Origin of the sequence: Streptomyces mutabilis, from assembly GCF_014649815.1 — a bacterium.
In the GTDB taxonomy this organism is placed as follows: domain Bacteria; phylum Actinomycetota; class Actinomycetes; order Streptomycetales; family Streptomycetaceae; genus Streptomyces; species Streptomyces mutabilis.
In genome coordinates this window covers 46143-72030 of record NZ_BMTT01000009.1, presented here as the reverse complement: position 1 = coordinate 72030, position 25888 = coordinate 46143, and the positions used below count along the sequence as shown (strand labels likewise).

The 25888-nt window shown below is 74.4% G+C and carries 19 protein-coding genes, 2 tRNA genes, 1 other RNA gene and 1 pseudogene; 15 read left to right on the top strand and 8 right to left on the bottom strand.

Annotated elements, in window-relative coordinates; translation table 11 throughout:
• Positions 1–14: 14 nt before the first annotated feature.
• On the bottom strand, positions 15–743 hold the full coding sequence (locus tag IE142_RS19565) for a siderophore-interacting protein (RefSeq protein ID WP_191886951.1): 729 nt from the start codon (positions 741–743) through the stop codon (positions 15–17).
• 81 nt (positions 744–824) lie between these two features.
• On the opposite strand from IE142_RS19565, the gene IE142_RS19560 reads away from it, so the two are divergent.
• From IE142_RS19560 to IE142_RS19540, 5 genes are all read left to right on the top strand, one after another.
• On the top strand, positions 825–2897 hold the full coding sequence (locus IE142_RS19560) for a penicillin acylase family protein (protein ID WP_191886950.1): 2073 nt from the start codon (positions 825–827) through the stop codon (positions 2895–2897).
• Positions 2890–3522 (top strand): GNAT family N-acetyltransferase, encoded by a 633-nt coding sequence (locus tag IE142_RS19555; RefSeq protein ID WP_191886949.1) that lies wholly within the window; start codon positions 2890–2892, stop codon positions 3520–3522. The genes IE142_RS19560 and IE142_RS19555 overlap by 8 nt, the downstream gene beginning before the upstream one ends.
• Complete coding sequence (locus tag IE142_RS19550; RefSeq protein WP_191886948.1) at positions 3519–4013, top strand: cupin domain-containing protein; 495 nt, start codon at positions 3519–3521, stop codon at positions 4011–4013. The genes IE142_RS19555 and IE142_RS19550 overlap by 4 nt, the downstream gene beginning before the upstream one ends.
• Entirely contained in the window at positions 4010–4774 is a 765-nt protein-coding gene (locus IE142_RS19545; RefSeq protein WP_191886947.1) for an SDR family NAD(P)-dependent oxidoreductase, read from the top strand. Before IE142_RS19550 ends, IE142_RS19545 begins: the two co-directional genes overlap by 4 nt.
• A gap of 156 nt (positions 4775–4930) precedes the next feature.
• Positions 4931–6706 carry a copper resistance CopC/CopD family protein gene (locus IE142_RS19540; RefSeq protein WP_191886946.1) on the top strand — a complete coding sequence of 592 codons (1776 nt, stop codon included), beginning with the start codon at positions 4931–4933 and terminating at the stop codon, positions 6704–6706.
• A 78-nt stretch (positions 6707–6784) separates the two neighbouring features.
• Here the strand turns inward: IE142_RS19540 and IE142_RS19535 are convergent, their stop codons facing one another.
• A complete protein-coding gene (locus IE142_RS19535) occupies positions 6785–7216 on the bottom strand; it encodes a hypothetical protein (protein WP_191886945.1) in 432 nt (143 codons plus the stop codon).
• 175 nt (positions 7217–7391) lie between these two features.
• Between IE142_RS19535 and IE142_RS19530 the strand changes: the two genes are divergently transcribed.
• The 4 genes and pseudogenes from IE142_RS19530 to IE142_RS19515 all read left to right on the top strand — a co-directional run.
• Positions 7392–8582 (top strand): sensor histidine kinase, encoded by a 1191-nt coding sequence (locus IE142_RS19530; RefSeq protein ID WP_191886944.1) that lies wholly within the window; start codon positions 7392–7394, stop codon positions 8580–8582.
• Positions 8579–9247 (top strand): response regulator, encoded by a 669-nt coding sequence (locus IE142_RS19525; RefSeq protein WP_191886943.1) that lies wholly within the window; start codon positions 8579–8581, stop codon positions 9245–9247. Before IE142_RS19530 ends, IE142_RS19525 begins: the two co-directional genes overlap by 4 nt.
• Positions 9248–9434: 187 nt before the next feature.
• Positions 9435–11651 (top strand): MMPL family transporter, encoded by a 2217-nt coding sequence (locus IE142_RS19520; protein WP_229830684.1) that lies wholly within the window; start codon positions 9435–9437, stop codon positions 11649–11651.
• Between the two features lie 163 nt (positions 11652–11814).
• Positions 11815–12673, top strand: a pseudogene (locus IE142_RS19515) (LysR family transcriptional regulator); the annotation flags it as partial.
• A 204-nt stretch (positions 12674–12877) separates the two neighbouring features.
• Here the strand turns inward: IE142_RS19515 and IE142_RS19510 are convergent.
• A tRNA-Ser gene (locus tag IE142_RS19510) sits at positions 12878–12965 on the bottom strand.
• A 73-nt stretch (positions 12966–13038) separates the two neighbouring features.
• Here IE142_RS19510 and ffs point away from each other — a divergent pair.
• From ffs to IE142_RS19480, 6 genes are all read left to right on the top strand, one after another.
• An RNA gene (gene ffs / locus IE142_RS19505) (signal recognition particle sRNA small type) lies at positions 13039–13137 on the top strand.
• 69 nt (positions 13138–13206) lie between these two features.
• Positions 13207–15564 carry a DNA polymerase III subunit gamma and tau gene (locus IE142_RS19500; protein ID WP_191886942.1) on the top strand — a complete coding sequence of 786 codons (2358 nt, stop codon included), beginning with the start codon at positions 13207–13209 and terminating at the stop codon, positions 15562–15564.
• Positions 15565–15701: 137 nt separating this feature from the next.
• Positions 15702–16952 (top strand): phosphoribosylamine--glycine ligase, encoded by a 1251-nt coding sequence (gene purD, locus IE142_RS19495; RefSeq protein WP_191886941.1) that lies wholly within the window; start codon positions 15702–15704, stop codon positions 16950–16952.
• 300 nt (positions 16953–17252) lie between these two features.
• Positions 17253–19148 (top strand): hypothetical protein, encoded by a 1896-nt coding sequence (locus tag IE142_RS19490; RefSeq protein ID WP_191886940.1) that lies wholly within the window; start codon positions 17253–17255, stop codon positions 19146–19148.
• A gap of 187 nt (positions 19149–19335) precedes the next feature.
• A complete protein-coding gene (locus IE142_RS19485; protein ID WP_191886939.1) occupies positions 19336–20847 on the top strand; it encodes a N,N-dimethylformamidase beta subunit family domain-containing protein in 1512 nt (503 codons plus the stop codon).
• Between the two features lie 84 nt (positions 20848–20931).
• Positions 20932–21831: a phosphoribosylaminoimidazolesuccinocarboxamide synthase gene (locus IE142_RS19480; RefSeq protein ID WP_043382219.1), complete on the top strand. Its 900-nt coding sequence runs from the start codon at positions 20932–20934 to the stop codon at positions 21829–21831.
• 148 nt (positions 21832–21979) lie between these two features.
• Here the strand turns inward: IE142_RS19480 and IE142_RS19475 are convergent.
• From IE142_RS19475 to IE142_RS19455, 5 genes are all read right to left on the bottom strand, one after another.
• Positions 21980–22055, bottom strand: a tRNA-Gly gene (locus IE142_RS19475).
• A gap of 61 nt (positions 22056–22116) precedes the next feature.
• Positions 22117–22731 (bottom strand): response regulator transcription factor, encoded by a 615-nt coding sequence (locus IE142_RS19470; protein WP_191886938.1) that lies wholly within the window; start codon positions 22729–22731, stop codon positions 22117–22119.
• Positions 22728–23975, bottom strand: a complete 1248-nt coding sequence (locus tag IE142_RS19465) for a sensor histidine kinase (RefSeq protein ID WP_191887090.1) — start codon at positions 23973–23975, stop codon at positions 22728–22730. The genes IE142_RS19470 and IE142_RS19465 overlap by 4 nt, the downstream gene beginning before the upstream one ends.
• A 55-nt stretch (positions 23976–24030) precedes the next feature.
• Positions 24031–24846 carry an ABC transporter permease gene (locus IE142_RS19460; RefSeq protein WP_191886937.1) on the bottom strand — a complete coding sequence of 272 codons (816 nt, stop codon included), beginning with the start codon at positions 24844–24846 and terminating at the stop codon, positions 24031–24033.
• Positions 24843–25829, bottom strand: coding sequence for an ABC transporter ATP-binding protein (locus IE142_RS19455; protein WP_191886936.1), 987 nt, complete (start codon positions 25827–25829; stop codon positions 24843–24845). Before IE142_RS19455 ends, IE142_RS19460 begins: the two co-directional genes overlap by 4 nt.
• Positions 25830–25888 lie beyond the last annotated feature (59 nt).

Genomic DNA, 25888 nt, shown 5'->3' with positions numbered 1-25888 from the left:
TCGCAAGGGACGGCTCAGGTCGCGCGCCAGTACCCCAGCGCGTTCACCCGCTGCTTGGGCACTCCCAGCTCCTTACGGGCGTACGCGCCCAGCGCCCGCGTCGTCGCCGTGTCGCAGGCGATCCAGACGTACGGCTCGGGAGTTGACCGCAGCAGCTCCGGCAGCGCCTCCTTCACCTGTGCGACCAGATGGGCACCCGCGTCCCGGCGAGGGACCGTGCGGACCTCGTGGCGGTCGGGGTCGGTGCGGAAGGGCAGCCCGTCGGCCGCGCCGCCGCCCTCGAACCAGATCGTCGCCGGGACCGGCCCCAGCGCGTCGAGCAGCGAGTTCAGCGCGGGCAGGGACGCCGGGTCCGCGACCGCGAAGAGCCGGGAGGGCGCGGGCTCGGGAGCCTGGAAGCCCGTGCCCTGCACGGTCGCCTCGACGGTGTCGCCCGGCTTCGCCGTCCGCGCCCAGTCGCTCGCGCACCCCTCGTGCAGTGCGAACTCCATGCCGAAGGTGCCGGCCGCCGGGTCCGGATCGACCAGCGTGTACGCCCGCTGGTGCGGCTTGCCCGCGTTGTCGAACCACAGCCGCACCCACATGGTCGGGTGCACCCCGGTCGCCGCCAGCATGCCGCCGTCGGTCAGGCGCAGCCGCCGGAAGTCCGGCGTCACGTCCTCGACGTCCGTCACGGTGAACTCGAAGTCCTTGCCCCGCATCAGCTTGAGGACCGCGCCCTCCCAACCCCGCCCCTGCCTCATCGTTTCTTCACCCTTCACGTACTATTCGGCCACGACAATCAACTTAGGTGAGCCTAACCTAAAGAGAGTAGAGGCACAGGGGTGAGCGCCGAGACCTACCGCGACGCCTGGGGGATCCCCCACCTCCGCGCGGCCGACGCGGAAGAACTCGTCCGTGCCCAGGGCCGGGTGACCGCCCGGGACCGGGCCTGGCAGCTGGAGGTCGAGCGGCACCGCGCCCAGGGCACCTCCGCGTCCTTCCTCGGCCCCGAGGCGCTGTCCTGGGACCGCCTGGCCCGCCGCGCCCGCCTCGCGGACACCGCCCGCCGCTGCTTCACCGCCCTGGAGGAGAAGGACCCGGAGACGGCCGCCTGGGTACGGGCGTACGTGGACGGCGTGAACGAGGGGCTCGCCGCCTGCGACGCCCCCGAGTTCGCCCGGGTGGGCCTCACCCCCGGCCGCTGGGAGCCGTGGACCCCGCTCGCCGTCTGGCTCGCCATCCACATCCTCTTCGCCGGCTTCCCCGCCAAGCTCTGGCGCGAGCACATCACCGCACACCTCGGCCCCGACGCCGTCGCCCTCTTCGCCACCGACGGACCCGGCACCGCCGGCAGCAACGGCTGGCGGGTCTCCGGCGAACGCACCGCCACCGGACACGCGCTCATCGCCGGCGACCCGCACCGCTTCATCGAGGACCCCGGCGTCTACCAGCAGATCCACCTGTCCTGCCCGGAGTTCGACGTCGTCGGACTCGCCGTGCCCGGCGTCCCCGGCATCGCCCACTTCGGCCACACCGGCACGGTCGCGTGGGCCATCACCAACGCCATGGCCGACTACCAGGACCTCTACCGCGAACGCCTGCGCCGCACCGGCGCCGGCGTCGAGGCGCTCGGTCCCGACGGCGCCTGGCACCGCGCCGCCCGGCACACCGAGACGATCCACGTCGCGGGGGAGGAGAGCATCGACGTCGAGGTCATCGAGACCGACCGCGGACCGGTGATCGCCGGCGGCCCCGAGGGCCTCGACGACGGCACCCCGGCCGCCCTCAGCCTGCGCTGCCCGCCCCGCGTCACCGCCGACCTCGGCTTCGGCGCCCTGCTGCCGCTGTTGCGGGCCCGCCGGGTCGCCGACGTGGACCGCGCCCTGGACGCGTGGGCCGAGCCGGTCAACGTCGTGCAGGCCGCCGACACCCAGGGCGGGCTGCTGCACCGGGTGGCGGGACGCGTACCGGTGCGGGCGAGCGCCAACAGCCTGCGCCCGGTACTCGCCTGGGAGCCCGGCCACGAGTGGACCGGCTGGCACACCCCGCCCCGCGCCGGCCTCACCGGGGGCGTCGCCGTGATGGCCAACCAGCGCGGCCCGGCCGCCTCGCTCGGCGTCGAGTTCGCCCCGCCGCACCGCGCCGACCGCATCGCCGCCCTGCTCGCCGGCAAGGACGGCTGGTCGGCGGCCGGCATGCCCGCGATCCACACGGACACCCACCTCGCCTCGGCCGGCCCCCTCCTGGACCGCCTCGCCGCCCTGGACGACCTGCTTCCCGAAGCCGCCGCCCTCCGTGACCGCCTCCTCGCCTGGGACCGGCACATGGACGCCGGCAGCACCGACGCGGCGGCGTACGCGGCCGTGCGCGGAGCCGTCGTACGGCGCCTCGCGGCTCACCCGGCCCTCGCCCCCGCGGCCGTGGCACCCGCGTACCCCGACGTGCTCCGGCCGTGGCTCGCGCTCGTGCCGCGCGTCGCGTACGCCCTCGAACAGCTGCTGCGCGCGGACGACCTGTACGGCATCGACCGCGCCGAAGCCGTCCGTGCCGCGCTGGAGGAGGTGGCCGCCCGGCCTCCCGCCGGCACCTGGGGCGACACCCACCGCCTCGCCCCCTGGCGAGCCCTGCCCGACACCTCCGACGGCCGGGAGGAACCCCGCCTCTCCGGCGACCACGACTGCGTGCTGTGCACCTCCGCCGTGCCCGGACTCACCGACCGCGCCGCGCGAGGCCCGGCCGCCCGCTACGTCTGGGACCTGGCCGACCGGCAGCACAGCCGCTGGGTGGTGCCCCACGGAGCCTCGGGTGTCCCCGGCTCGCCCCACCACCGCGACCAGCAGACCCTGTGGCTCGACGGCGAACTCGTCCCGGTGATCACCGACTTCGACCGGCTCACGAAGGAAACCGATGACTGACCCGCACACGGCCCCCCGCACGTCGGCGTACGCCTCCCGCCCGCCCGTCCACGAGCAGGAGCTGGACGGCTTCGGCACCGTCCGCGTCCTCCCCCTCGACGCGGCCGCCGACGCCGACGTGATCCACCGCTGGGTGAGCGAGGAGCGTGCCGTCTTCTGGGGCATGACCGGCCTCACACGGGATCGGGTCGCCGAGACGTACGCCCACATGGACACGCTCGACACCCACCACGCCTTCCTGGTGGTGAAGGACGGCGAACCGGTCGCGCTGCTCCAGACCTACGACCCCGAGGCCGACCGGGTGAGCGAGTGCTACGACGTCGAACCCGGTGACATCGGCGTCCACCTGCTGCTCGCGCCGGCGGGGCCCGAGGGCGCGCGTCCCGGCTGGACGGCCGCGCTCGCGTCGGCCGTCATGGCGTACGTACTGGTGGGCCTGGACCGGAGGCGGATCGTGGTCGACCCGGACGTGGGCAACGAGAAGGCGATCGCCCGCTTCGTCAAGCAGGGCTTCACCGCCGGACCGGCCGTCGTGCTGCCCGAGGTCGACCTGCCGGACGTGTACCTGCCGGAGAAGAAGGCACAACTCGCCTTCATCCGCCGGGAGGTAGCCTTCCCGGCGTGACGCCGCCCCCGCCGACCGCCGAGGACCTGATCGAGCACTACGGGCTGGAGCCCGTCCCCCGGGAGGGCGGCCTGTTCCGCCGCACCTGGGCCGGTCCCGAGCGCCCCGACGGGCGTCCCGCCGGGACCGCCATCGTGGCGCTGCTGACCGCCCGCCCCGACGACTTCTCCGCGCTGCACCGTCTGCCCACCGACGAGGTCTGGCACTTCTACCTCGGCGATCCCCTTGAGCTGCTGCTCCTCGACCCGGACGGCGGCACGCGTACGGCCCTGCTGGGGCCGGACGTCCTGGGCGGCCAGCACGTGCAGTTCACGGTCCCCGCCGGAACCTGGATGGGCGGCCGGGTGGCCCCCGGCGGGACGTGGTCGCTCTTCGGCTGCACGATGGCGCCCGGCTTCACCTACGGGGACTACGAGCACGGCGACGCGGCCGGACTCACGGCGCGCTACCCGGACCGGGCGGACCGGATCGTGGAACTGTGCCGCCCATGACACTCCTCGACGGACAGGTCGCCCTGGTCACCGGCGCGGGCGGCGGCATCGGCCGGGGCATCGCGCTGCGCTTCGCCGAGGAGGGAGCGGCGGTCGTGGTGCACTGCCGTACGGCGGTGGCGGCGGCGCAGGAGGTGGCCGCGCGGATCAGGGGGCTCGGCGGACGGGCGACCGTGCTGCGCGCCGATCTCACTGACGAGGACGCCTGCCGCGCCCTGGTCGGGGACGCCGCCGACTGGGGCGGCGGACGGCTGACCGCACTGGTCAACAACGCGGGCGTGCAGCCCCTGCGGGAGCTGCCCGGCATGACGGCCGCCGAGTGGCGGGAGGTCGTCGACACCAACCTCACCGGCGTCTTCGCGTGCACGCAGGCCGCCGCCGGGATCATGCGGGACCAGGACGGCGGCGGCACCGTCACCCACATCGCGTCCGTGGAGGCCGGCGCGCCCGCTCCCGCCCACGCGCACTACAGCGCCTCCAAGGCGGCGGTCGTCATGCACGCACGTTCGGCGGCCCTGGAGTACGGGCCGTGGGGAGTCAGGGTCAACTCCGTCTCGCCCGGCCTCATCGACCGGGACGGTCTCGCCGAGTCCTGGCCGGACGGCGTACGGCGGTGGCTGCGGGCGGCGCCCACGGGACGGCTGGGGCGGCCGGAGGACGTCGGGGACGCGTGCGTGTTCCTCGCCTCACGGCTGGCGTCCTGGGTCACCGGTCACGACCTCGTGGTGGACGGCGGGGTGACGGCACGTCCGTCGTGGTGAGGAACCGGCCGCACAACCGCTGAGCGGTGCGGCCGCCGCGTCCGTACGCATCCCCGAGGCAGTGGGTTCCGACGACGGGGACACGACGTGAGGTGTGATGACGGTGCGCGCGCCGGGAGCCGGCGACCGCGAGGACCACGGGCGCTTCGGTGGCCGGTGCTGCTGGGCGCCGCGCTGCTCCTGCTCGTCCTCGGCGGCGCCGGACCGGCGTCCGCCCACGCGGCCCTCCGCTCCACCGACCCCGGGGACGGCAGCGTCCTCCAGCGCGCCCCGCGCCACGTCACCCTGACCTTCACCGAGTCCGTCGGCCTGCGCGACGACTCGTTCCGCGTCCTCGATCCAGGAGGCCACCGGGTGCGGACGGGGGAGGCCGGCCGGGCGGACGGCCGTTCCGACACGGCCCGCGTCACGCTGCCGGGCCGGCTCGGCGAGGGCACGTACACCGTGGCCTGGCGGGTGGTCTCGGCCGACAGCCACCCCGTCTCCGGCGCCTTCGCCTTCTCTGTCGGCAATCCCTCCGCGACGACGGTCTCGGTGGACCCCGGCCCCACCGAGAACCCGCTGACCGCCACCCTCCACAAGATCGCCCGCTACCTCGCCCACCTCGCCGCCGCCCTGCTCATCGGCACCGCCGCCTTCGTCGCCCTGTGCCGCCCACCGGACACCGCCCCGCTGCGCCGGCCGCTGGTGGCGTCCTGGTGGACGCTGCTCGCCGCCACCGTCGCCCTGCTGCTGCTCAGGGCCCCGTACGAGGCGGGGACGGGACCGTCGGCCGCCCTGGACGTCTCCGCGCTGGGCGACACGGCGACGACCCGGCCGGGCGCGCTGCTGCTGCTCAGACTGGCCCTGCTGGCGCCGGTCGCCCTTTTCCTCACCCGCACGGCCCGTACCGCCCGGCGCCGAGTGCCCACCCCCGCCCCGGCCGCGGTGGGCGCCGCGCTCGCCGTCGGTCTCGCCCTGACCTGGGCCGCCGCCGAGCACGCGTCCGCCGGCGTCCAGGTACCGCTCGCGGTGACGTCGTCCGTGCTGCACCTGCTCGCCACCGCGGTCTGGCTCGGCGGCCTCGTCGCCCTCCTCGTCACCCTGCGCGGCACCACGGTCGCCGCCACGGTCACCCGCTTCTCCCGGATCGCCTTCGCCTCCGTGACCGTCCTGGTCGTCACCGGCGTCTACCAGTCCTGGCGCGGCCTCGGCTCCTGGCAGGCGCTCACCGGGACGGCGTACGGCAGGCTGCTGCTGGCCAAGCTGGCGGCGGTCGCCGTGCTGCTGGCCGCGGCGGCGGTGTCCCGACGGTGGACGGCGGCCCTGATGGACTCCGGGACAGCCGTACGGGAACGGAAGCGCGCACCCGAGAGGGTGCGGGAACGGGTGGGCGGGCCGCCCGGGGGCGGGGAGGCCGCCCCGGAGCCGTCCGGGCCGGTGCCACCGCCCGGAACCGCCGGGGAGGCACACCGCCGGGGCCTGCGCAGGTCCGTCCTCGCCGAGGCCGGCGTCGCGGCGGTCGTCCTGGGGATCACCACCGTGCTCACCAGCACCGTGCCGGGCCGCGCGGCGGCCGAGGCGGCGCGCACCGCGCCGGCGGGCAGGGTGCTGCCCGCGTCCGTCACCACGATCCCCTTCGAGATCGGCGCCTCGGGCCGGGGCACGGTCCAGATCACCCTGGACCCCGGCCGCACCGGGGACAACGCCGTGCAGGCCGTCGTCTTCGGCCCCGACGGCAGCCTGGCCGCCGTCCCCGAACTGCGCCTCTCCTTCACCCTGCCCGACAAGGACGTCGGTCCGATCGACGCGGCACTCGTGGACCGGGGCGGCTACTGGAGCACCAACTCCCTCACCCTCCCGCTTCCCGGCACCTGGACGACGAGGACGACGGTCCGGGTGTCGGAGATCGACCAGGTGAGCGAGTCGAGGCGGATCCGCATCGAGAGATAGCGCGCCACCCCCCCGTCCGCGCGCGCACCCCTGCACTCACGCCGCTCCGCCACTCACACCGCTCCTCCGCTCCGCCACTCACACCGCTCCTCCGCGCAACCGGCGCACGCCCAGCGCGCAGACGCCGCAGACCGCGCCCCACACGCCGTTGACGAGGAGCATCGGCAGGATGGCCTGCGGCCGTGCCAGGGGACCTCGCAGTTCACCCGTGAGCACGGGCGACAGCACCCCGCTCAGGACCAGGGCGGCCACCGCGTACGCCACCCCGGCGGCCACCGGCGTCAGCAGCGGCTCCCGCACCCGGCTGAGCCCGACGGCGAGAATCCAGAACAGGCTGATCAGCAGGGTGAGCAGGAGGGGCGTGAGCGGTCTGCCGAGCGCGTCGGTCGCTCCGGTGACCGAGAACACCGGCCGGACCAGCGCGACGACGGTCAGCAGGGCCACCATCGGCCGGTGCAGCCGGCGCAGGCGGACGGAGAGGGGGAGGCCGGGCAAGGGTCGGCTGTTCATGCCGTCAGCCTCGGCGGGCGACCGGCTCCGGGGCGTCGGCCTGCGGCCGGTATCCGCCGTACCCCAGCGGTTGCGGTGCCCGGCGTCCGGCTACGCCCCGGGTTGCGGGTGCGCGCGGGCGGGTTCCGTCGCGCGGGGGAGGGCACGCGGCCGGTGCCCTGCCTACGCTGGCCGCATGGTTCCCCGCGCCCTGCCGTCCCGCCCCCGGCTGAGGCTGCCGCGCGGCCGGGCGGCGGACGCCGCGCTGGCCGGGGCGGTCCTCGTCCTGGTCGCGGTGGGCAGCCTGCGCTCGCTGATCGGCGAGCGCGAGGAGTCCTGGGAGGCCACCGCGCTCGTCTGGGCCCTGCTCGTCGCCGCCTGCGCCGCCCTGTACGTCTGCCGACGCCACCCGGTGCCGACCGCGGCCTTCGTGCTGGCCGCCACCATCGCGTACTACCTGGTCAGCGCCTACGACGGTCCGCTGATGGTCGCCTTCGTCGTCGCCCTCTACACGGTCGCCGCCGCGGGCAGGCTCCGCGCGGCGATCGTCCTGGCCGCGCTCGGTCTGCTGCTCACCGGGACCGGCACGCTGCTCGGCAACCACGACGTCAACGGGGTCGCCCTGTTCATGATGACCGGCTGGCTGGTGGGCGTGGTCGCCCTCGGCTGGGTGCGCGACAACCGGCTGGCCCTCGCCCGGGAGGCGGAGCAGCGGGCGGCGAGCGAGGAGCGGCTGCGCATCGCGCGGGAGCTGCACGACGTCGTCGGCCACCACATCTCCCTGATCAACGTCCAGTCCGCCGCCGCCCTGCGCCGGCTCCGCAAGGACCCCGACGGCCCGCGACGGGCGGAGGAGGCGCTCGGCGCGGTCAAGGACGCCAGCCGGGAAGCCCTGCGCGAGCTGCGGGCGATCCTGGGCGTGCTGCGGCAGGCCGACGAGTCGGCGCCCACCGCGCCCGCGGCCGGCCTCGACCGGCTCGGCGACCTGGTGGCGGCGGCCCGGCTGACCGGCCTCGACGTCGAGGTGCGCGCCGACGGCGAGGGGCGTCCGCTCCCGGCCGAGGTGGACCTCGCCGCGTACCGCATCGTGCAGGAGTCGCTGACCAACGTCACCCGCCACGCCCACGCCTCCGCCGTCACCGTCCGCACCGAGCGCGGCCCGCGGCACATCACCGTCGAGGTCACCGACAACGGCCGCGGCCCCGCCCCCGTGGGCGGCGGCTCCGGCAGCGGCATCACCGGGATGCGCGAGCGCGCCCGCACCCTCGGAGGCCGGCTCACCGCAGGTCCCGGCCCGGCGGGCGGCTTCACGGTCCGGGCGACCCTGCCGTGCCCGGACACCCCGGAGCCTTCCGCCCGTCCGAAGGGAGCACTCCCCACCCCATGATCAGAATCGTGCTGGCCGACGACCAGCGTCTGGTGCGCGCCGGATTCCGGTCGATCCTGGAGGACGAGGACGACCTGGAGGTCGTCGGCGAGGCGGGCGACGGCGCCGAGGCCCTGGCCGCCTGCCGCGCACTGCGCCCCGACGTCGTCCTGCTGGACATCCGCATGCCCGGCGTCGACGGCCTCCAGGCGGCCCGGAACATCGCCGCCGACGCCCGCCTGAAGGACGTACGCGTCGTCATCCTCACCACCTTCGACCTCGACGACTACGTGTACGGCGCCCTGCGCGCCGGCGCCACCGGCTTCCTGGTCAAGGACACCGAGCCGGAGGAACTGGTGCACGCCGTCCGGGTCGCCGCCCGCGGTGACGCCCTGATCAGCCCCTCCGTCACCCGGCGTCTGATCGCCGAGTTCGCCGGCCGGGTCCGCGCCCCCGCGCCGGGCCCGCGGCTGAACACCCTCACGGACCGGGAGAGCGAGGTCATGCGCCTGGTCGCGGCCGGCCTCACCAACGACGAGATCGCCGCCCGCCTGGTCCTGAGCCCCGCCACCGCCAAGACCCACGTCAGCCGCATCATGACCAAGCTGGACGTCCGCGACCGCTCCCAACTGGTCGTGCTGGCGTACGAGTCGGGGATGGTCAGCCCCGGCTGGCTGACGGAGTGAGTCGACCGCTCCCCTCATCCCCGCACCCCACGCCGTACACCCCCTTCACCCCCCGCCGCACGCCGTACACCACGTCCGGCCCGCAACCCACGCCGTACACCGCCTCCGCCCCCGCAACCCACGCCGTACGGCGACTGTCCTCCCGGGGCCGACGCCCGGCGGCATGCCGGAACCGGACGCTGCGGGCATGCACCCACACAGCCCCGATCCCAGCCCCGGTCCCGATCCCGGACTCAGCCCCTCACCCCCGCCTGCCCGGCGCGTGGCCCACCCGGCTGTCTTCGGTCGCCTCGCCTCCTGGTCCCGGCGCCACCGCTGGGGCGCCCTGCTGCTCTGGGTGGCCGTGGTCGCCGTCGTCACCGTCGGCTCGCAGGCCGCCGGCAGCGCCTACCGCAACGACTTCACCCTCCCCGGCACCGACTCCCAGGCCGCCGCCGACCTGCTGGAACGGCACGGTTCGGCGCAGGCGGGCGACAGCGTGCAGATCGTCCTCCAGGACCCCGCCGGACTGACCGGCGACCGCGCCGAGGTGGAGCGGACCCTCGACCGGGTGCGCGCACTGCCGTCCGTCGCCGAGGTCCGCAGCCCGTACGCCGACGCCGCAGCCGTCTCCGCGGACGGCACCATCGCCTACGCGACCGTCGTCCTGGACGCCAAGGCCGAGGACGTTCCCGAGGCGGACGTCGCCCGCATCATCGACACGGCGCGGTCGGCGGACGGTGACGGCCTCACCGTCGAGTTGGGCGGCGAGGCGGTGCGCGGCGCGGAGGAGGGCGGCGGCGGGGCCGCCGAGGGCGCGGGCATGCTCGCCGCGCTGGTCATCCTCGTACTGCTCTTCGGGTCGGTGGTGGCCGCCGCGCTGCCGCTGGTCACGGCGGTGTTCGCGGTCGGCGGCGCGGTGGGCCTGATCGCGCTCGCGTCGCACGTCTTCACGGTCGCCGACTTCACACCGCCGATCATGATGCTGGTCGGCCTCGGCGTGGGCGTCGACTACGCGCTGCTGATCTTCTACCGCTACCGCCACGAACTCGTCCGGGGCACGGACCGCGACGCCGCCGCCCGCACCGCCCTGGACGCGGCGGGCCGTACGGTCTTCTTCGCCGGCTGCACCGTCATCATCGCCCTGCTGGGCCTGGTCGCCCTCGGGCTGGGCGCACTCCAGGGCGTGGCCCTGGCCGTGGCGCTGACCGTACTGGTCACGATGGCCGCCTCGCTGACCCTGTTGCCGGCCCTGCTCGCCCTGTTCGGCGCCCGTATCCAGCGCCACGTCCTCAAGCGCGCGGCGAAGGCCGGGGCGAAGGGCACCGAGGAGGGCCGGGGCTGGCGCCGCCTCGCCGTCGCCGTACAGCGCCGCCCGCTGCCGGCGCTGCTGGCGGCGGCCGTGGCACTGCTGGCCCTGTCGGCACCCGCCGCCGGGATGCGGCTGGGCTTCGCCGACGCGGGCAACGACCCGGCGGCGTCCACCAGCCGCAAGGCCTACGACCTGCTGGCCGAGGGCTTCGGCCCCGGCTTCAACGGCCCCCTGATCGCCGTGTCCCAGGGCGACGAGGCGGCGGCGACTGCCCTGCGCGCCACGCTCACGGACACCCCGGGCATCGCGGCGACGACCCCGCCGCTCCCGTCCTCCGACGGCGCGGTCTCGACGGTCATCGCCTTCCCCGCCACCGCACCCCAGGCGGAGCCCACCGCCGACCTGGTCCACACCCTGCGCGAGGAGGTGCTGCCCGGCCTGGCCGACCGCACCGGCGCCACGTATCTCATCGGCGGTCCGACGGCCGCCGCGCAGGACTTCGCCGACTCGGTGTCGTCCCGCATCCCGCTCTTCGTGACCATCGTCGTGGGCCTGTCCTCGATCCTGCTCCTCCTGGTCTTCCGCTCCCTGTGGATCCCGGTCAAGGCTGCGGTCCTCAACCTCCTGTCCATCCTGGCGGCGCTCGGCGTGATCACCCTGGTCTTCCAGCACGGCTGGTTCGGGGTGCAGCCCGGCCCGGTGGAGGCGTTCATCCCGGTCATGATCTTCGCGATCGTCTTCGGACTCTCCATGGACTACGAGGTGTTCCTGGTCTCCCGCATCCACGAGGAGTGGGGACGCACCCGTGACTCCGCCCTCGCCGTCCGCGAGGGACTGGCCGCCACCGGCAGGGTCATCACGGCCGCGGCGGCCATCATGATCGTCGTCTTCGCGGCCTTCGTCCTCAGTCCGAGCCGCATGCTCCAGCAGTTCGGTCTGGGCCTGGCGACGGCGATCCTCCTGGACGCCGCGCTGATCCGCTGCCTGGTGGTCCCCGCGGTCATGCACCTCCTGGGCGACCGCGCCTGGTGGCTCCCGTCGCCCCTGGCCCGGCACCTGCCGAAGGTACGGCTTGAGACGGAGACGGAGACGGAGACGGAGACGGCGCGGTGAAGGGGGAGGGGGAGGGGGAGGGGGCGCCCGTGCGGCCGGCCCCCTCGGCCCCCTCGACCCGCCCCTCACGAGGGCCGGGATGAACGGCGGCCGCGAACGGCTTCTTCCCTCCAGGGACGACGACCGGGCGGGCCACGGCCCGCGGAAGAGGAGAGGGAAGCCGATGAGCCTTCGTCAGTTCGAGTACGCCCTGGCCGTGGCCGAGAAGGGTTCGGTGACCGCCGCGGCGGAGGCGCTGCGCGTCGCCCAGCCCTCGGTGTCCCAGCAGATGCACGGCCTGGAGCGGGAGCTGGGCGTGGAGCTGTTCGCCCGCACGCCGACCGGGCTGGTGCCCACCGCCGTCGGCCGGGCGTTCCTGCGGGACGCCGAGGCCGCGGTGAGCGCGGCCCGGCGGACGCGGGCCACGGCACGGGCCGGGGCCGAGGAACTGGTGGGCTAGCTGGTGGTCTCCGCACAGCTGGGCCTGGGCACGGGGCAGCTGCCGGGTGCGCTGGGCGCCCTGCGCCGCCGCTTCCCGCGTCTTGAGGTCACCGTCTTCGAGGAACCGAACTCCGCAGAGCTGGAGCGCCTGTGCCGCCGGGGCGTTCTGGACCTCGCCCTGATGGCGGCGTGCGAGCGGAGCCCCGCCGACGCCCACCACCTCGGCGACGAGGAGTTCGTCGCGGTGCTGGGCGCCGGACACCCGCAGCTCGCCGCGGACCGGGTCGAGCTGAGCACGCTGAAGGGGGAACCGTGGGTGCGGTCGACCGCGACAGCGTCCTGGACGGCGTACTGCTGAACGTGCTGCGCGACATCGACCCGGCGCCCGTCACGGCCGCCCGCGTCTCCCAGACGGCGACGGCCGTGCGCTGGGCCGCCCACGGACTGGGGGCGGCGCTGGTGCCCGCCTCGGTGGTGCCCCATGACCACCGGCACCTCGTCCGCCCGGTCTTCCCGGCCGTGTCCCAGCCCGTCATCGCCGTGCTCCGCCAGGGCGCGCGGGCCCGGCGGAGCAGGCCCTGCTCACCTTCCTGGGCGAGGAATTCCGGTCCGACTCCCTTCCCTTCCCGTCAATTCCCTGTGGCTGTCGCCGACGCCGACCGGACCGCCGACGCCGCCGGGACCACTGTGCCGCGCGGGTGCCACCGAGGAGAGGTCGCCCGAGATGCGCGGGCGCCGGCACCACACACGTCGAAGGGCCCCACCGCAAGCGGTGGGGCCCTTCGACTTCGTGCCCGGTGAGGCACTGGCGGAGGATACGAGATTCGAACTCGTGAGGGGTTGCCCCCAACACGCTTTCCAAGCGTGCGCCCTAGGCCTCTAGGCGAATCCTCCGCAGAGAACATTACATGACGTCGGAGAGTGCTCGCGAACTCGTTCTCCGGCCCCCGGATCGGGTAACGTGTGGCTCAGCCCCTCACGCGGCGCTATCTGACTGAACTCCCCCAGGGCCGGAAGGCAGCAAGGGTAGGTCGGCTCTGGCGGGTGCGTGGGGGGCGCTTGCGTTCACGGGGCGGGAGCGGTCGGGGTCCGCGGGCGGGGCCGGTTGTCGGTGGGCGCCTATAACCTCGTATGCGTGTCGTCTCTCGCGCTCTACCGCCGTTACCGCCCGGAGTCCTTCGCCGAGGTCATCGGTCAGGGGCATGTCACCGACCCGTTGCAGCAGGCGCTGCGGAACAACCGGGTCAATCACGCGTACCTGTTCAGCGGTCCGCGCGGCTGCGGCAAGACGACCAGCGCCCGCATCCTGGCGCGCTGCCTGAACTGCGAGCAGGGCCCCACTCCCACCCCGTGCGGCGAGTGCCAGTCCTGCCGTGACCTGGCGAGGAACGGGCCGGGTTCCATCGACGTCATCGAGATCGACGCCGCCTCCCACGGAGGCGTGGACGACGCCCGTGACCTGCGCGAGAAGGCGTTCTTCGGGCCCGCCTCCAGCCGGTACAAGATCTACATCATCGACGAGGCCCACATGGTCTCGCCGCAGGGCTTCAACGCGCTGCTGAAGGTCGTCGAGGAGCCGCCGGAGCACCTCAAGTTCATCTTCGCGACCACCGAGCCCGAGAAGGTCATCGGCACCATCCGGTCCCGGACCCACCACTACCCCTTCCGCCTCGTGCCGCCCGGCACCCTGCGCGACTACCTCGCCGAGGTCTGCGGCAGGGAGGGGATCGCGATCGAGGACGGCGTGCTGCCCCTGGTGGTGCGGGCAGGTGCGGGGTCCGTCCGGGACTCCATGTCCGTCATGGACCAGCTGCTAGCGGGTGCCGGTGCCGACGGTGTGACGTACGACATGACCACGGCCCTGCTCGGCTACACGGACGGCTCGCTGCTCGACTCCGTCGTCGAGGCGTTCGTCACAGGGGACGGCTCGGCCGCCTTCGAGGTCGTGGACCGGGTGATCGAGAGCGGCAACGACCCACGGCGCTTCGTCACCGACCTGCTGGAGCGCCTGCGTGACCTGGTGATCCTCGCCGCCGTGCCCGACGCCGCGGAGAAGGGGCTCATCGACGCCCCCGCCGACGTCGTCGAGCGCATGCAGGCCCAGGCGCGGTCCTTCGGTGCCGCCGAGCTGAGCCGTGCCGCCGACATCGTCAACGAGGGGCTCACCGAGATGCGGGGTGCCCACTCGCCCCGCCTCCAGCTGGAACTGATCTGCGCGCGCGTGCTGCTGCCCGCCGCGTACGGCGACGAGCGTTCGGTAATGGCGCGGCTGGACCGCATTGAGCGCGGCGTCCAGTTCTCGGCGGGGACCGGCGCGCCCGCCATGGGGTACGTGCCCGGACCTGAGGCGCATGCCGGTACCGCTGCCGCTGCCGCCGCTCCCGCCGCTCCGGTCCCGCCGGGCGGTGGGCCCGCCGCTGCCCGGGCCGCCGTGCGGGCGCCCGGGGCCGGTGGTGGTGGCGCCCCGGCGGAGGCCGGCCGGAGGGGTCCCGCCCCGGAGCCGGCCGCCGGTGCCGGTAACTCTCACGGTGACGGTGACGGTGACGGCGGCGGCCCGGTCGGCGGTGGCCGGCCTCCCGCCGCTCCCGCGCCTGACGCCGTTCCTCCCGCGCCTGACGCCGCTCCTCCCGCGCCTGACGCCGCTCCTCCCGCGGCGCCCGCCTCGACGCCCGCGCCCGGTGCCTGGCCCACCGCGGCGCCCGCGGGTGGCGGGCGGCGCCCCGGCGGGTGGCCCACCGCGGCTCCCGCGGGCGGTGGGCAGTCCCGGACACCGGCCGCCCCCGCCCCCGGCCCGGCCGCGCCTCCGGCCGCGGCCCCGGCACCCGCGCCGACCGTCGCCGCCCCCGCCTCCCCGCCGCCGGGCTCCGGAGTCGACCCCCGCCAGATCTGGCCCAACATCCTGGAGGCGGTGAAGAACCGCCGCCGGTTCACCTGGATCCTGCTCAGCCAGAACGCCCAGGTGACCGGCTTCGACGGCACCACCCTGCAGATCGGTTTCGTCAACGCCGGGGCGCGCGACAACTTCCTGAGCAGCGGGAGCGAGGACGTGCTGCGGCAGGCCCTGGCGGAGCAGTTCAACGTGCAGTGGAAGGTCGACGCGGTCGTCGATCCGTCCGGTGGCTCGGCACCTCCCCCTCCGTCCGGCCCCTCCGGTGGGTACGGCGGACCCGGCGGCTTCGGGCCCGCCTCAGGCGGAGGCGGTGGCGGCTTCGGTGGCGGCGCGCCCGCGCAGCGCCCGTCGGCGCCCACGCCCGACGCCCAGCCCCCGGCGCCCGCGCCGTCGGCGCCCGCCGCGCCGACGCCCGCGTCCGCTCCGGCCGCCGCCCCCGCTCCCGCGCCCAGACCTCCGGCGCCCGAGCCGCGTCCGGTCTCCCCCGAGGACGACATCCCCGAGGACGACGACCCGGACCTGGACGAGTCGGCCCTCTCCGGCAAGGAGCTGCTGGTACGGGAGCTGGGGGCGACCGTGGTCGAGGAGATCGCGAACGAGTAGGTACCGCAGGGGGCGCGCTCGCCACGTGCGCCGAGTCCGGTTCCGCGGCAGCGCTGGAGGAAAGTACGACACCCCGTGCCCCGCTCCTTCGGAAGCCCGCACAAGGCGCACCGGCGCCTTCGCATTAGGCTGACCCCGTGAAGGTCCTTGTCATCGGCGGCGGCGCCCGCGAACACGCCCTGTGCCGTTCCCTGTCCCTCGACCCCGACGTCACCGCGCTGCACTGCGCACCCGGCAACGCCGGTATCGCCGAGGTCGCCGAACTGCACCAGGTCGACGCCCTGGACGGCGCGGCCGTCACCGCGCTGGCCACCCGGCTCGGTGCCGAACTGGTCGTCGTCGGGCCCGAAGCCCCCCTCGTCGCCGGGGTCGCCGACGCCGTGCGCGACGCGGGCATCCCGGTCTTCGGCCCCTCCGGGGAGGCCGCGCAGCTGGAGGGCTCCAAGGCCTTCGCCAAGGACGTCATGGCCGCCGCCGGAGTACCCACGGCCCGCTCGTACGTCTGCACGAACCCGGAGGAGGTCGACGCGGCCCTCGCCGCCTTCGGCGCCCCCTACGTCGTGAAGGACGACGGGCTCGCCGCAGGCAAGGGCGTCGTGGTCACCGAGGACGTCGAGGCGGCCCGCGCCCACGCGGCGGCCTGCGACCGCGTCGTCATCGAGGAGTACCTGGACGGCCCCGAGGTCTCCCTCTTCGCCGTCACCGACGGCGAGAACGTCCGCCCGCTCCAGCCCGCCCAGGACTTCAAGCGCGCCCTCGACGGCGACCGGGGTCCCAACACCGGCGGCATGGGCGCGTACTCGCCGCTGCCGTGGGCCGACCCCAAGCTGGTCGACGAGGTCGTGGAGAGCGTGCTCCAGCCGACCGTCGACGAGATGCGCCGTCGCGGCACCCCGTTCTCCGGGCTCCTCTACGCGGGATTGGCGATCACGTCCCGCGGCGTCCGCGTGATCGAGTTCAACGCCCGCTTCGGCGACCCCGAGACCCAGGTCGTGCTGGCCCGCCTCAAGACCCCGCTCGCCGGACTGCTGATGGCCGCCGCCACCGGCAACCTCGCCGACCTGGAGCCGCTGCGCTGGAGCGACGACGCCGCCGTCACCGTGGTCGTCGCCTCCCACAACTACCCCGGCACCCCGCGCACCGGCGACCCGATCACCGGCCTCGACGAGGTCGCCGCCCAGGACGCCCCGCACGCCTACGTCCTGCACGCCGGCACCCGGCACGAGGGTGACGCCGTCGTCAGCGCAGGCGGCCGCGTCCTGTCCGTCACGGCCACCGGGACCGACCTCACCGAGGCCCGCGACCGCGCGTACCGGGCCGTCGCCCGCATCCGCCTCGACGGCTCCCAGCACCGCAGCGACATCGCGGCGAAGGCCGCTGGAGCATAGTCCGGACAGCCCCTTCGCACCGAACCCGGCAGGCCCCGGCTCCGTCCCAGGAGCCGGGGCCTGATCCTTGCTGTCCGTCATCCACCTTTCCCCAAAGCCATTCCATCGAGTGGCCGATAAGCCATACGGCTGACGGGTGCCGGACCCCCAACTAGGGTGCCGCGCAGGCGTTCCGGCACTTGGCCCACCGGCATTGCGATGTCAGTGGCGGGTGCCACAGTGGGGTGAGTGAGCAAGCGCGGGAGAGCAGCAGGACAGCCCTGGACGGACAGGACAGCGAGGAGGGGGTGAGGTCCGGCCGTGACCGGTACTGGTGGTGGAGTGGAGCTGGGCGCGCAGGCCGCGCGTTCCCGGGCGCTGGCGGTGCTGCGCATCCGCAGCCGGGCGCTCGCCGTCGCCCTGTTGCCCGCTGCCGTCGCGGTGATCCTGCTGGCGGGCGGCTCGACCGGGCATCTGGTGGGCGGGGGCTGGGACACCGCCCGCTGGGCCGTGTCCGTGCTCGCGCTCCTCGTCCTGTCGGCCGCCGCCGCGGTCGCCCTGGTCGTCGCCCGCTCCCGGCCCGCCGTCACGCCGACGGTCGCGGTCGCCGAGGAGTCGGCGCCGGATCTCTACCGGATGGTCCGGGACCTGGCCGACCGGCTCGACGTACCCGCCCCCTCCGCGATAGCGCTCACACCGGACTGCGACAGCTGGCTGGAGGACCGCAACCACCCGGCCCACGGCCCGCCGTCGGCGGAGGATCACGACGACGTGGCCAACCCGGCCCGGTCCGCGCACCGCCGGAGTGCCGCCGCCCCCGTCCTGGTCATCGGATCGCCCTTCCTGTGGTGGATGCGCGTGGGGGAGTTGCGCGCCGTCCTCGCCCCGGTCGTCGCCGGTACGGGGCCCTCGGCACACCCCGACATAGCGGCGGCCCGCCGCTTCATACGGGGCCTGGACGCCGCGGTGGCGGCGACCTCGGCCGTCGGTCGGGGGCCGTCGTCCCGTGCGGTGAGCGCGGGTCTCGGCTGGGTGTCCAGGTTTCTGCTGCGCAGCTGCCGAGTGCACGCGGCGGAGATGGAGCGCGGGGTCGCCGCGGCCGCCGCCGAGCGTGCACAGGCTGTGGACTACGGTCTGCGCATCGTCGCGCAGGAACAGGTGGGACTCGCCTACGCGGGCTGGGACCGGCTGCTGACCCGGGTGGCGCTGCCCGCCTGGCGGATGGGCCGCTGGCCCTCCCGGCTGGACGTGGGCGTCGTCGCCGCGCTCACGGAGCTGTCCCGCCGTGACCGCCTGGCCGAGGGTTTCGCCTCCCGCCTGGGTGAGCGCCCCGCGTGCGACCTGCTGGAGGAGCCCGGGGTGATGGACGAGTCGGTCTCGCTCCTCGCCGCGCGCCTCTTCCACGGGGGACCCGCCGAGACGGGCCCGGACTGGGCGCCGGTCGGATGGGACGAGTACGCCGAGGAGGTCGTCGACCGGACCTGGCGCACGGACGCGGCCCGCCTGCACCGAGTTCTGGACACCCTGGGCGTCCGTCGCGCCGCCGAGGACGCCGCACCCGGCACGGACGGCCCGACCCTGTCCCGCGTCCTGGACCACCTCGCGACCCCGCCCCCTGACGACCCCGCGCCCGCACGGGCCTCGGCAACCGAGACAGAGACCGAGACCGTCCCCGCTCCCGTCACCGAAACGGAGACCGGTCTCGCCCGCGACACCGCCCCCGGCCCCGCTCGCCACGCCCCCACCCACCCCACCACCCCCGACGACGATGACGACCTCGCCGGCACCACCGCCCGCGGTGCCGCCCTCGCCGCCGGGCTCAGTGCCCAGCTGGCCCGCGAGGAAGCACGGGCGCAGGTCCCCGGAACTCCCACCCCGCCCCTGCCCCCCGGGACGGCCGACGGACCGACGGCCCCCGACACCGCCCTCTGGGACGACCGCGCGCTCCCCCTCCTGCCGTTGCAGCCCCCGCGCACCGGACGCGAGATCCTCACCGCCCACATCACGGCGATGGTGTGCTGCGCGGCGATGGACACCGCCGGCGCGGCCCCCGGCCTCGACTGGCTCGACGGACCGTCCCTCCTGGTCAACGGCGTGCGCACCGCCGATCTGGGGACCCACGTCCGCAGCCTCGTGGAGACCGGCGACCCGGGCCCGCTGCGCGCCTGGCTGGCCGAGCTCGGCGTACGCCCCGAGAAGCCGGTGCGCCTCGTCTGACCCCGAGCTCGTCCCGAGTCCGCCCCACTCGGGACCCCAAGCGGACTTTCGCATTCCTCTTTCGGCCACTTCGCAACGAACAGTGACAGCACGCGCGCGAAATGTGATGTGCTGGGACCGATCGCGCACATGGCAAAGGCGTTCGTCATACGCACGACCACGGGGGCACGAGGGAGGGGACTGTCCCATGGGGCCCGAGCAGATCCGCCGCTGGGAATCGGGTGCACTCGCGCACGCCGTGACGGACCCCTTCGGACAGGGGCCCCTGCCCTGGCTGCGCGGCGGCGAGACGTACTTCGGCGACACCGGCCAGGTCGTCGCCTGGTACGCGGACCAGGACGCCGTACCGGACCCGGACGGCAAACCCGGCACACCCGGCGCGAAGGCCCGCGAGCGGCGCAACGACGGCGGCGGGCCGCGCGCCGCCGACGACGTCGGCCGCCAGATCAAGGGCTTCACCGCCGCCGGAGCCGCCGCCCCCGGCGAGGCCATCGACTTCCACATCACCGTCGACCCGCCCCAGGAATTCAGCGTCGACGTCTACCGCATCGGCCACTACGGCGGCGACGGCGCCACCAAGATCACCACCAGCCCCCGCCTGTCCGGGATCGTCCAGCCCCCGCCACTCACCGCCGACCGCACGGTCTCCTGCCACCACTGGTGGCTGTCCTGGCGGCTGCAGATTCCGTCGTACTGGAACATCGGCGCCTACGTCGCCGTCCTCACCACCGCCGACGGCTACCGCTCCCACGTCCCCTTCACGGTCCGCGACGATCACCCCGCCGACCTGCTCCTCATCCTGCCGGACATCACCTGGCAGGCGTACAACCTCTACCCGGAGGACGGCCGCACCGGCGCCAGTCTCTACCACGCCTGGGACGAGGAGGGCCGCCTGTTGGGCGAGGCGGACGCCGCGACGACCGTCTCCTTCGACCGCCCGTACGCGGGCGCCGGACTCCCCCTCCACGTCGGCCACGCCTACGACGTCATCCGCTTCGCCGAGCGCTACGGCTACGACCTCGCCTACGCCGACGCCCGCGACCTGCACTCCGGCCGAGTCGACCCCACCCGCTACCGGGGCCTGGTCTTCCCCGGGCACGACGAGTACTGGTCCGTTCCCATGCGCCGCACCACGGAACTCGCCCGCGAGCACGGCACCTCCCTGGTCTTCCTCTCCGCCAACACGATGTACTGGCAGGTGGAGCTCGGCCCCTCCCCGTCCGGCGCCCCCGACCGCCTGCTGACCTGCCGCAAACGCAAGGGGCCCGGCAAGCCGACGCTGTGGCGGGAGGTCGACCGTCCCGAGCAGCAGCTCCTCGGCATCCAGTACGCGGGCCGCGTCCCCGAACCGCACCCGGTGATCGTCCGCAACGCCGATCACTGGCTCTGGGAGGCCACCGGAGCCCACGAGGGCGACGAGATCGAGGACCTGGTCGCGGGCGAGGCCGACCGCTACTTCCCGCGCACCGCGCTCCCCGAGCACGACGAGCGGGTCCTGCTCGCCCACTCGCCGTACACCGACGTGGACGGCGTCCGGCGCCACCAGGAGACGTCCTTGTACCGGGCACCGTCCGGTGCCTGGGTCTTCGCGTCCGGGACGTTCGCCTGGTCCCCGGCCCTGGACCGGCCGGGCCACGTCGACCCACGTGTCCAGCGGGCCACCGCCAACCTCCTTGACCGCATCTGCAAACGGGACTGACCCCGCCCGCCGCCACCCCGCAAGGAGGCCGATCCGCGCATACGGGAGAATCGACGTACTTGGACAGAACCACGGGGAGGAACCGTGTCCGGATTCGTCGAAAAGCCCGAGCCGCTCCAGGTTCCGGGTCTGGTGCATCTGCACACCGGCAAGGTGCGCGAGCTGTACCGGAACGAGGCGGGCGACCTCGTGATGATCGCCAGCGACCGCATCTCCGCCTACGACTGGGTGCTGCCGACCGAGATCCCCGACAAGGGCCGGGTCCTCACCCAGCTCTCCCTGTGGTGGTTCGACCAGCTCTCCGACCTGGTTCCGAACCACGTCCTGAGCACCGAGCTGCCCCCCGGCGCCCCCGCCGACTGGGAGGGCCGCGCCCTGGTCTGCAAGTCGCTGCGGATGGTCCCGGTGGAGTGCGTGGCCCGCGGCCACCTCACCGGCTCGGGACTGGCCGAGTACCGGCAGACCCGCACCGTCTGCGGCCTCGCCCTCCCCGAGGGCCTGGTCGACGGCTCGGAGCTCCCCGCCCCGATTTTCACCCCGGCCACCAAGGCCGAGGTCGGCGAGCACGACGAGAACGTCTCCTACGAGGAGGTCGCCCGCCAGGTCGGGGCGGACACCGCGGCCCGCCTGCGCCAGGCCACCCTCGCCATCTACTCCCGTGCCCGGGACATCGCCCGTGAGCGCGGCATCGTCCTGGCCGACACCAAGTTCGAGTTCGGTTTCAGCGACGACGACCTGATCCTCGCCGACGAGGTGCTCACCCCGGACTCCTCCCGCTTCTGGCCGGCCGACCAGTGGCAGCCGGGCCGGGCGCAGCCGTCGTACGACAAGCAGTTCGTCCGGGACTGGCTGACCTCGGCGGAGTCCGGCTGGGACCGGAAGAGCGAGCAGCCCCCGCCGGAGCTGCCCCAGCGGGTCGTGGACGCGACCCGCGCCAAGTACGTGGAGGCGTACGAGCGCCTGACCGGCCTGAGCTGGTCGTAGCGCCGGCCCGTGCACGCCGACGCCGAGGCCCCCGGCCGTGACCGGGGGCCTTCGCACGGGCACGAGTGAGCCACCGCACGCACATACGAAGAAGCCACCGCACGCAGACACGAAAAAGCCCCCGGCCGCAACCGGGGGCTTCCTCATGTGGAGCGAACGACGAGGTTCGAACTCGCGACCTCAACCTTGGCAAGGTTGCGCTCTACCAACTGAGCTACGTTCGCACTGCGCCGCGGGTCTAGGCCGTCGGCCGGAGCCGGTGACTTCCCCGTGGCGCGACAGCCACTATACCCAACCCCGCTCCCTCGCGAGCCGCACCGCCGTGTGCCGGTTCTCCGCACCGAGCTTGTTCGCGGCCGACGACAGGTAGTTCCGCACGGTCCCTTCGGCGAGCGCGGCACGCTCGGCGATCTCCGCCACGGGGGCCCCGTCGGCGGCGTGCTCCAGCACCTCGGCCTCACGCGCGGTCAGCGGCGAGTCCCCCGCGGAGATCGCGTCGGCGGCCAACTCCGGGTCGACGTAGCGGTTTCCGGCGTGCACGGTGCGGATCAGCTCGGCGAGCCGCTGGGCGCTGACCGTCTTGGGCACGAAGCCGCGCACCCCCGCCGCGAGCGCCCGTTTCAGATGCCCGGGCCGCCCGTGACTGGTCACGATCAGCACCCGGCAGTTGGGCAGTTCGGCCCGCAGCGATGTGGCGACCTTCACACCGTCCGCGCCGGGCATCTGGAGATCCAGGACGGCGACGTCGGGTTCGTGGGCCCGGGCCATCGCCAGCGCCTCCGGTCCGGTGGCTGCCTCGGCGACCACGGTGAGGTCCTCCTCGAGCGAGAGCAGGGCGGCCAGCGCCCCGCGGATGAGGTGCTCGTCGTCCGCGAGCAGCACCCGTACGGGGGTCGTCACGACGCGGCCTCCAGTACGGCCGCCCCGGCGGACGACGGCAGCGGCACCTCGGCTGTGAGCCGGAACACGCCCTCGCCGACGCTCCCGGCCTCCAGCGTGCCGTCCACGGCGGCCAGCCGCTCCCGCAGCCCCGCGAGCCCGGAGCCGCCCGAACCCACGGCGTCTGCGGACCCGGTCACCTCCGGCACCCCGTCGTTCTCCACCGTCAGCACCACACGTCCCTCCGACATCCGTACCGCCACGGCACACTTCTGCGCGTTCCCGTGCCGCAGCACGTTGGTGGTCGCCTCGCGGACGACCCAGCCGAGGGCCGACTGCACCTCGGCGGGCAGCCCGTCCGTCCCGCCGGTGACCTCCGAGTCGATGCCGGCCGCCGAGAGCACCCCCCGGGCGCCGGTGAGCTCCACCTCCAGGGCGGCCTCCCGGTAGCCGCGCACGACGTCCCGGACCTCCCGCTGCGACTCCTGGGCGATGCGCTGCACCTCGATCATCTGCTCCACCGCCTCGGGCTGTCCGCGCCGGGACAACTGGACGGCCAGTTCGCTCTTGAGGGCGATCACCGCCAGGTTCCGCCCCATCACGTCGTGCATGTCCCGGCCGAACCGCAGCCGTTCCTCGGCGACGGCGAGCCGCGCCCGGGTCTCCTTGGCCTCGTCGAGGGTGTAGACGGCGTCGAGCAGCCACACGGAGAAGACGGAGGTGAAGGCGAGGAACCCGCCGGCCAGCAGCACCAGGGCCGCCACCGCGAGCGCGCCGGTGGCCCCCAGACCCAGCGGGAACGACACGAGCCCGGTGCCCAGCGCGAAGCCCGCGACGACCGCGACCACCCGACGCCGGTCGCGCACCCCGAGCGTGATCATGCCCGCGCCGAAGCACAGGACGCCCCCGAAGGCCGATCCCGCCGCGGTGTCCACGGCGTCACCGGACGCGTGCTCCGCGAGCAGGACCGTGCCGGTGGAGATCACCGCCGTGAGGGCGGCGTAGCCCCACAGCAGCCGCAGGGGCTGCGGTCGCAGGCCGCGCGTCCAGTCCAGGGACCGGGAGGCGACCGCCATGCCCACCGCGGCGTGCACGGTGACCAGCACGGCCAGCCCGGTGGCGAGGCGCGGCCCGACCCGTTCGTAGGCCGACGCCCCCATCGCGAGCATCTCGATGACCCCGAAGAAGTGGAACGACCACCGCGTGTACGTCTCCACCTTCGCCGGCGTGCTCTTCCGCCCCCACCAGCGCCTCGGCCTGCGCATGCCCTCGCTCAACCCCTCTCCCCGCTGCCGGCCCCGATCCGGGACTCCCCGGAGGTCAGCGCCGTGGCTCCCAGCGGAACCACCGCCGTACAGCAAACACCGCGACCACGGTCCAGGCCACCGCCGTAGCCACGGCGCCCAGCGTCTCGTACGCCGAGAGGTCGCCGGTCCAGCCGCCGCGGACCAGGGTGACGACGGGCGTCAGCGGCAGCAGCTCGCAGACGGAGGCCACCTGGTCGGGGAAGAGGTCCAGCGGCACGAACATGCCGGAGCCGGGCATCGAGACGAACATGAACGGCAGGGGGGTGACCTGCGCGCTCTCGCCGGTGCGGGTGAAACTCGCGGTGACCGCCGCGAGCGCGGCGCACATCACGAGGCCCAGCAGCAGGCCGAGGACGGCGAGGTGGGGCGCGGACGGTGCGGACAGGTCCAGCAGCACGGCACAGCCCACGGCGAGCACCAGGCTCTGCACCAGTCCGCTGAGCACCGCCGGCATCGCGGAGCCGCTCAGGATCTCGACGTCCCGGAGTTCGCCGGTGCGCAGCCGCTTGAGGACGAGCTCCTCGCGGCGGACGACGAAGACGCCGACGAGCGCGGAGTAGACGGCGAACAGGAGGGAGAAGCCGATCGCGGCGGGCAGGACGAGCAGGGCGGGGGTGAGTCCGGCCTCGGCGAGGTCCATCTCCTCGGACGCCGAGTACACGCTGAAGGGCAGCACCAGCGGCACGAACAGCGCCGCGAACACGGTGCCCTTGTTCCGACCCAGCAGGGTGAGTTCGGCGCGGGCGAGCGCCGTCATGCGACTCGTCGGCGTGGTGACCGCGCCCTTGGCGGTGTGCGCCGTGCGGGCTCGGGTGTCCGTGGCGCTCATGCCGCGTACTCCTCCTTCGTCGTCGACTCGGCCGCCTTCGCGGACGCGTCCTTCGCGGACGCGTCCTTCGCGATGCCCAGGAACGCCTCCTCCAGGGATGCCGACCGCACGTCCAGGCGGCGCAGTTCCACTCCGGCCCGTCCGGCCCAGACCAGCAACTGGGTGGCCGCGCGCTGCAGCTCGCGGGTGCGGAGCCTGACCAGCCGGCCGTCGACCTCGTGGTCGCTCACGCCCAGTTCGCCGAGCGGCGGAAGGTCGCCCACGAAATAGCCGTCGGGCAGTTCGAAGGAGATCCGGGACGGCTGCGCGGCGGTCACCTCGGCCGGCGTGCCGGTGGCGGCGATGCGGCCCTCGTGCATGATCGCGAGCCGGTCGGCGAGGTTCTCGGCCTCCTCCAGGTAGTGCGTGGTCAGCAGCACCGTCGTACCGCCGTCGCGCAGGGTGCTCACCAACTCCCAGGTGTCCCGGCGGCCTTCGGCGTCCAGTCCGGTGCTGGGCTCGTCGAGGAAGAGCACCTCGGGGTCGCCGAGCAGCGCGAGCGCCAGGTCGAGGCGGCGCCGCTGGCCCCCGGAGAGCTGCTTCACGCGGACGTTCGCCTTCGCCTGCAGACCGACCAGGGCCAGCACCTCGGCCGGCGGGCGGGCCCCGCTCACGCATCCCGCCCACATCCGCGCGGTCTCCGCGACGGTCAGCTCGGACGGGAAGCCGCCCTCCTGGAGCATGACCCCGGTGCGGGGGCGTACGGCGGCCCGCTCGGTGTAGGGGTCGTGCCCGAGGACGCGCACCCGCCCGCCGGCCGGAGCGGCGAGGCCCTCCAGCAGTTCGACCGTAGACGTCTTGCCGGCGCCGTTGGTGCCGAGCAGGGCGAAGATCTCTGCGCGGCGCACGGAGAAGTCGATCCCCCGCACGGCCTCGAACCCGCCCCCGTACACACGCCGCAGGTCGGTGACCTCAATCACGTGTTCGTGTCCGTTCGCATGCATGGCTCAAGCGTCGCGGCACTCCGGGCCGGGTGACAGTGCGAGCTGTCATCACCGGCCAT

Coding starts and splice junctions, on each gene's coding strand:
- IE142_RS19535 (WP_191886945.1), bottom strand. CDS start 7,216: ATGAACAGCCGACCCTTGCCCGGCCTCCCCCTCTCCGTCCGCCTGCGC.
- IE142_RS19530 (WP_191886944.1), top strand. CDS start 7,392: ATGGTTCCCCGCGCCCTGCCGTCCCGCCCCCGGCTGAGGCTGCCGCGC.
- IE142_RS19565 (WP_191886951.1), bottom strand. CDS start 743: ATGAGGCAGGGGCGGGGTTGGGAGGGCGCGGTCCTCAAGCTGATGCGG.
- IE142_RS19460 (WP_191886937.1), bottom strand. CDS start 24,846: ATGAGCGCCACGGACACCCGAGCCCGCACGGCGCACACCGCCAAGGGC.
- IE142_RS19455 (WP_191886936.1), bottom strand. CDS start 25,829: ATGCATGCGAACGGACACGAACACGTGATTGAGGTCACCGACCTGCGG.
- IE142_RS19465 (WP_191887090.1), bottom strand. CDS start 23,975: ATGCGCAGGCCGAGGCGCTGGTGGGGGCGGAAGAGCACGCCGGCGAAG.
- IE142_RS19485 (WP_191886939.1), top strand. CDS start 19,336: ATGGGGCCCGAGCAGATCCGCCGCTGGGAATCGGGTGCACTCGCGCAC.
- IE142_RS19520 (WP_229830684.1), top strand. CDS start 9,435: ATGCACCCACACAGCCCCGATCCCAGCCCCGGTCCCGATCCCGGACTC.
- IE142_RS19555 (WP_191886949.1), top strand. CDS start 2,890: ATGACTGACCCGCACACGGCCCCCCGCACGTCGGCGTACGCCTCCCGC.
- IE142_RS19525 (WP_191886943.1), top strand. CDS start 8,579: ATGATCAGAATCGTGCTGGCCGACGACCAGCGTCTGGTGCGCGCCGGA.
- IE142_RS19545 (WP_191886947.1), top strand. CDS start 4,010: ATGACACTCCTCGACGGACAGGTCGCCCTGGTCACCGGCGCGGGCGGC.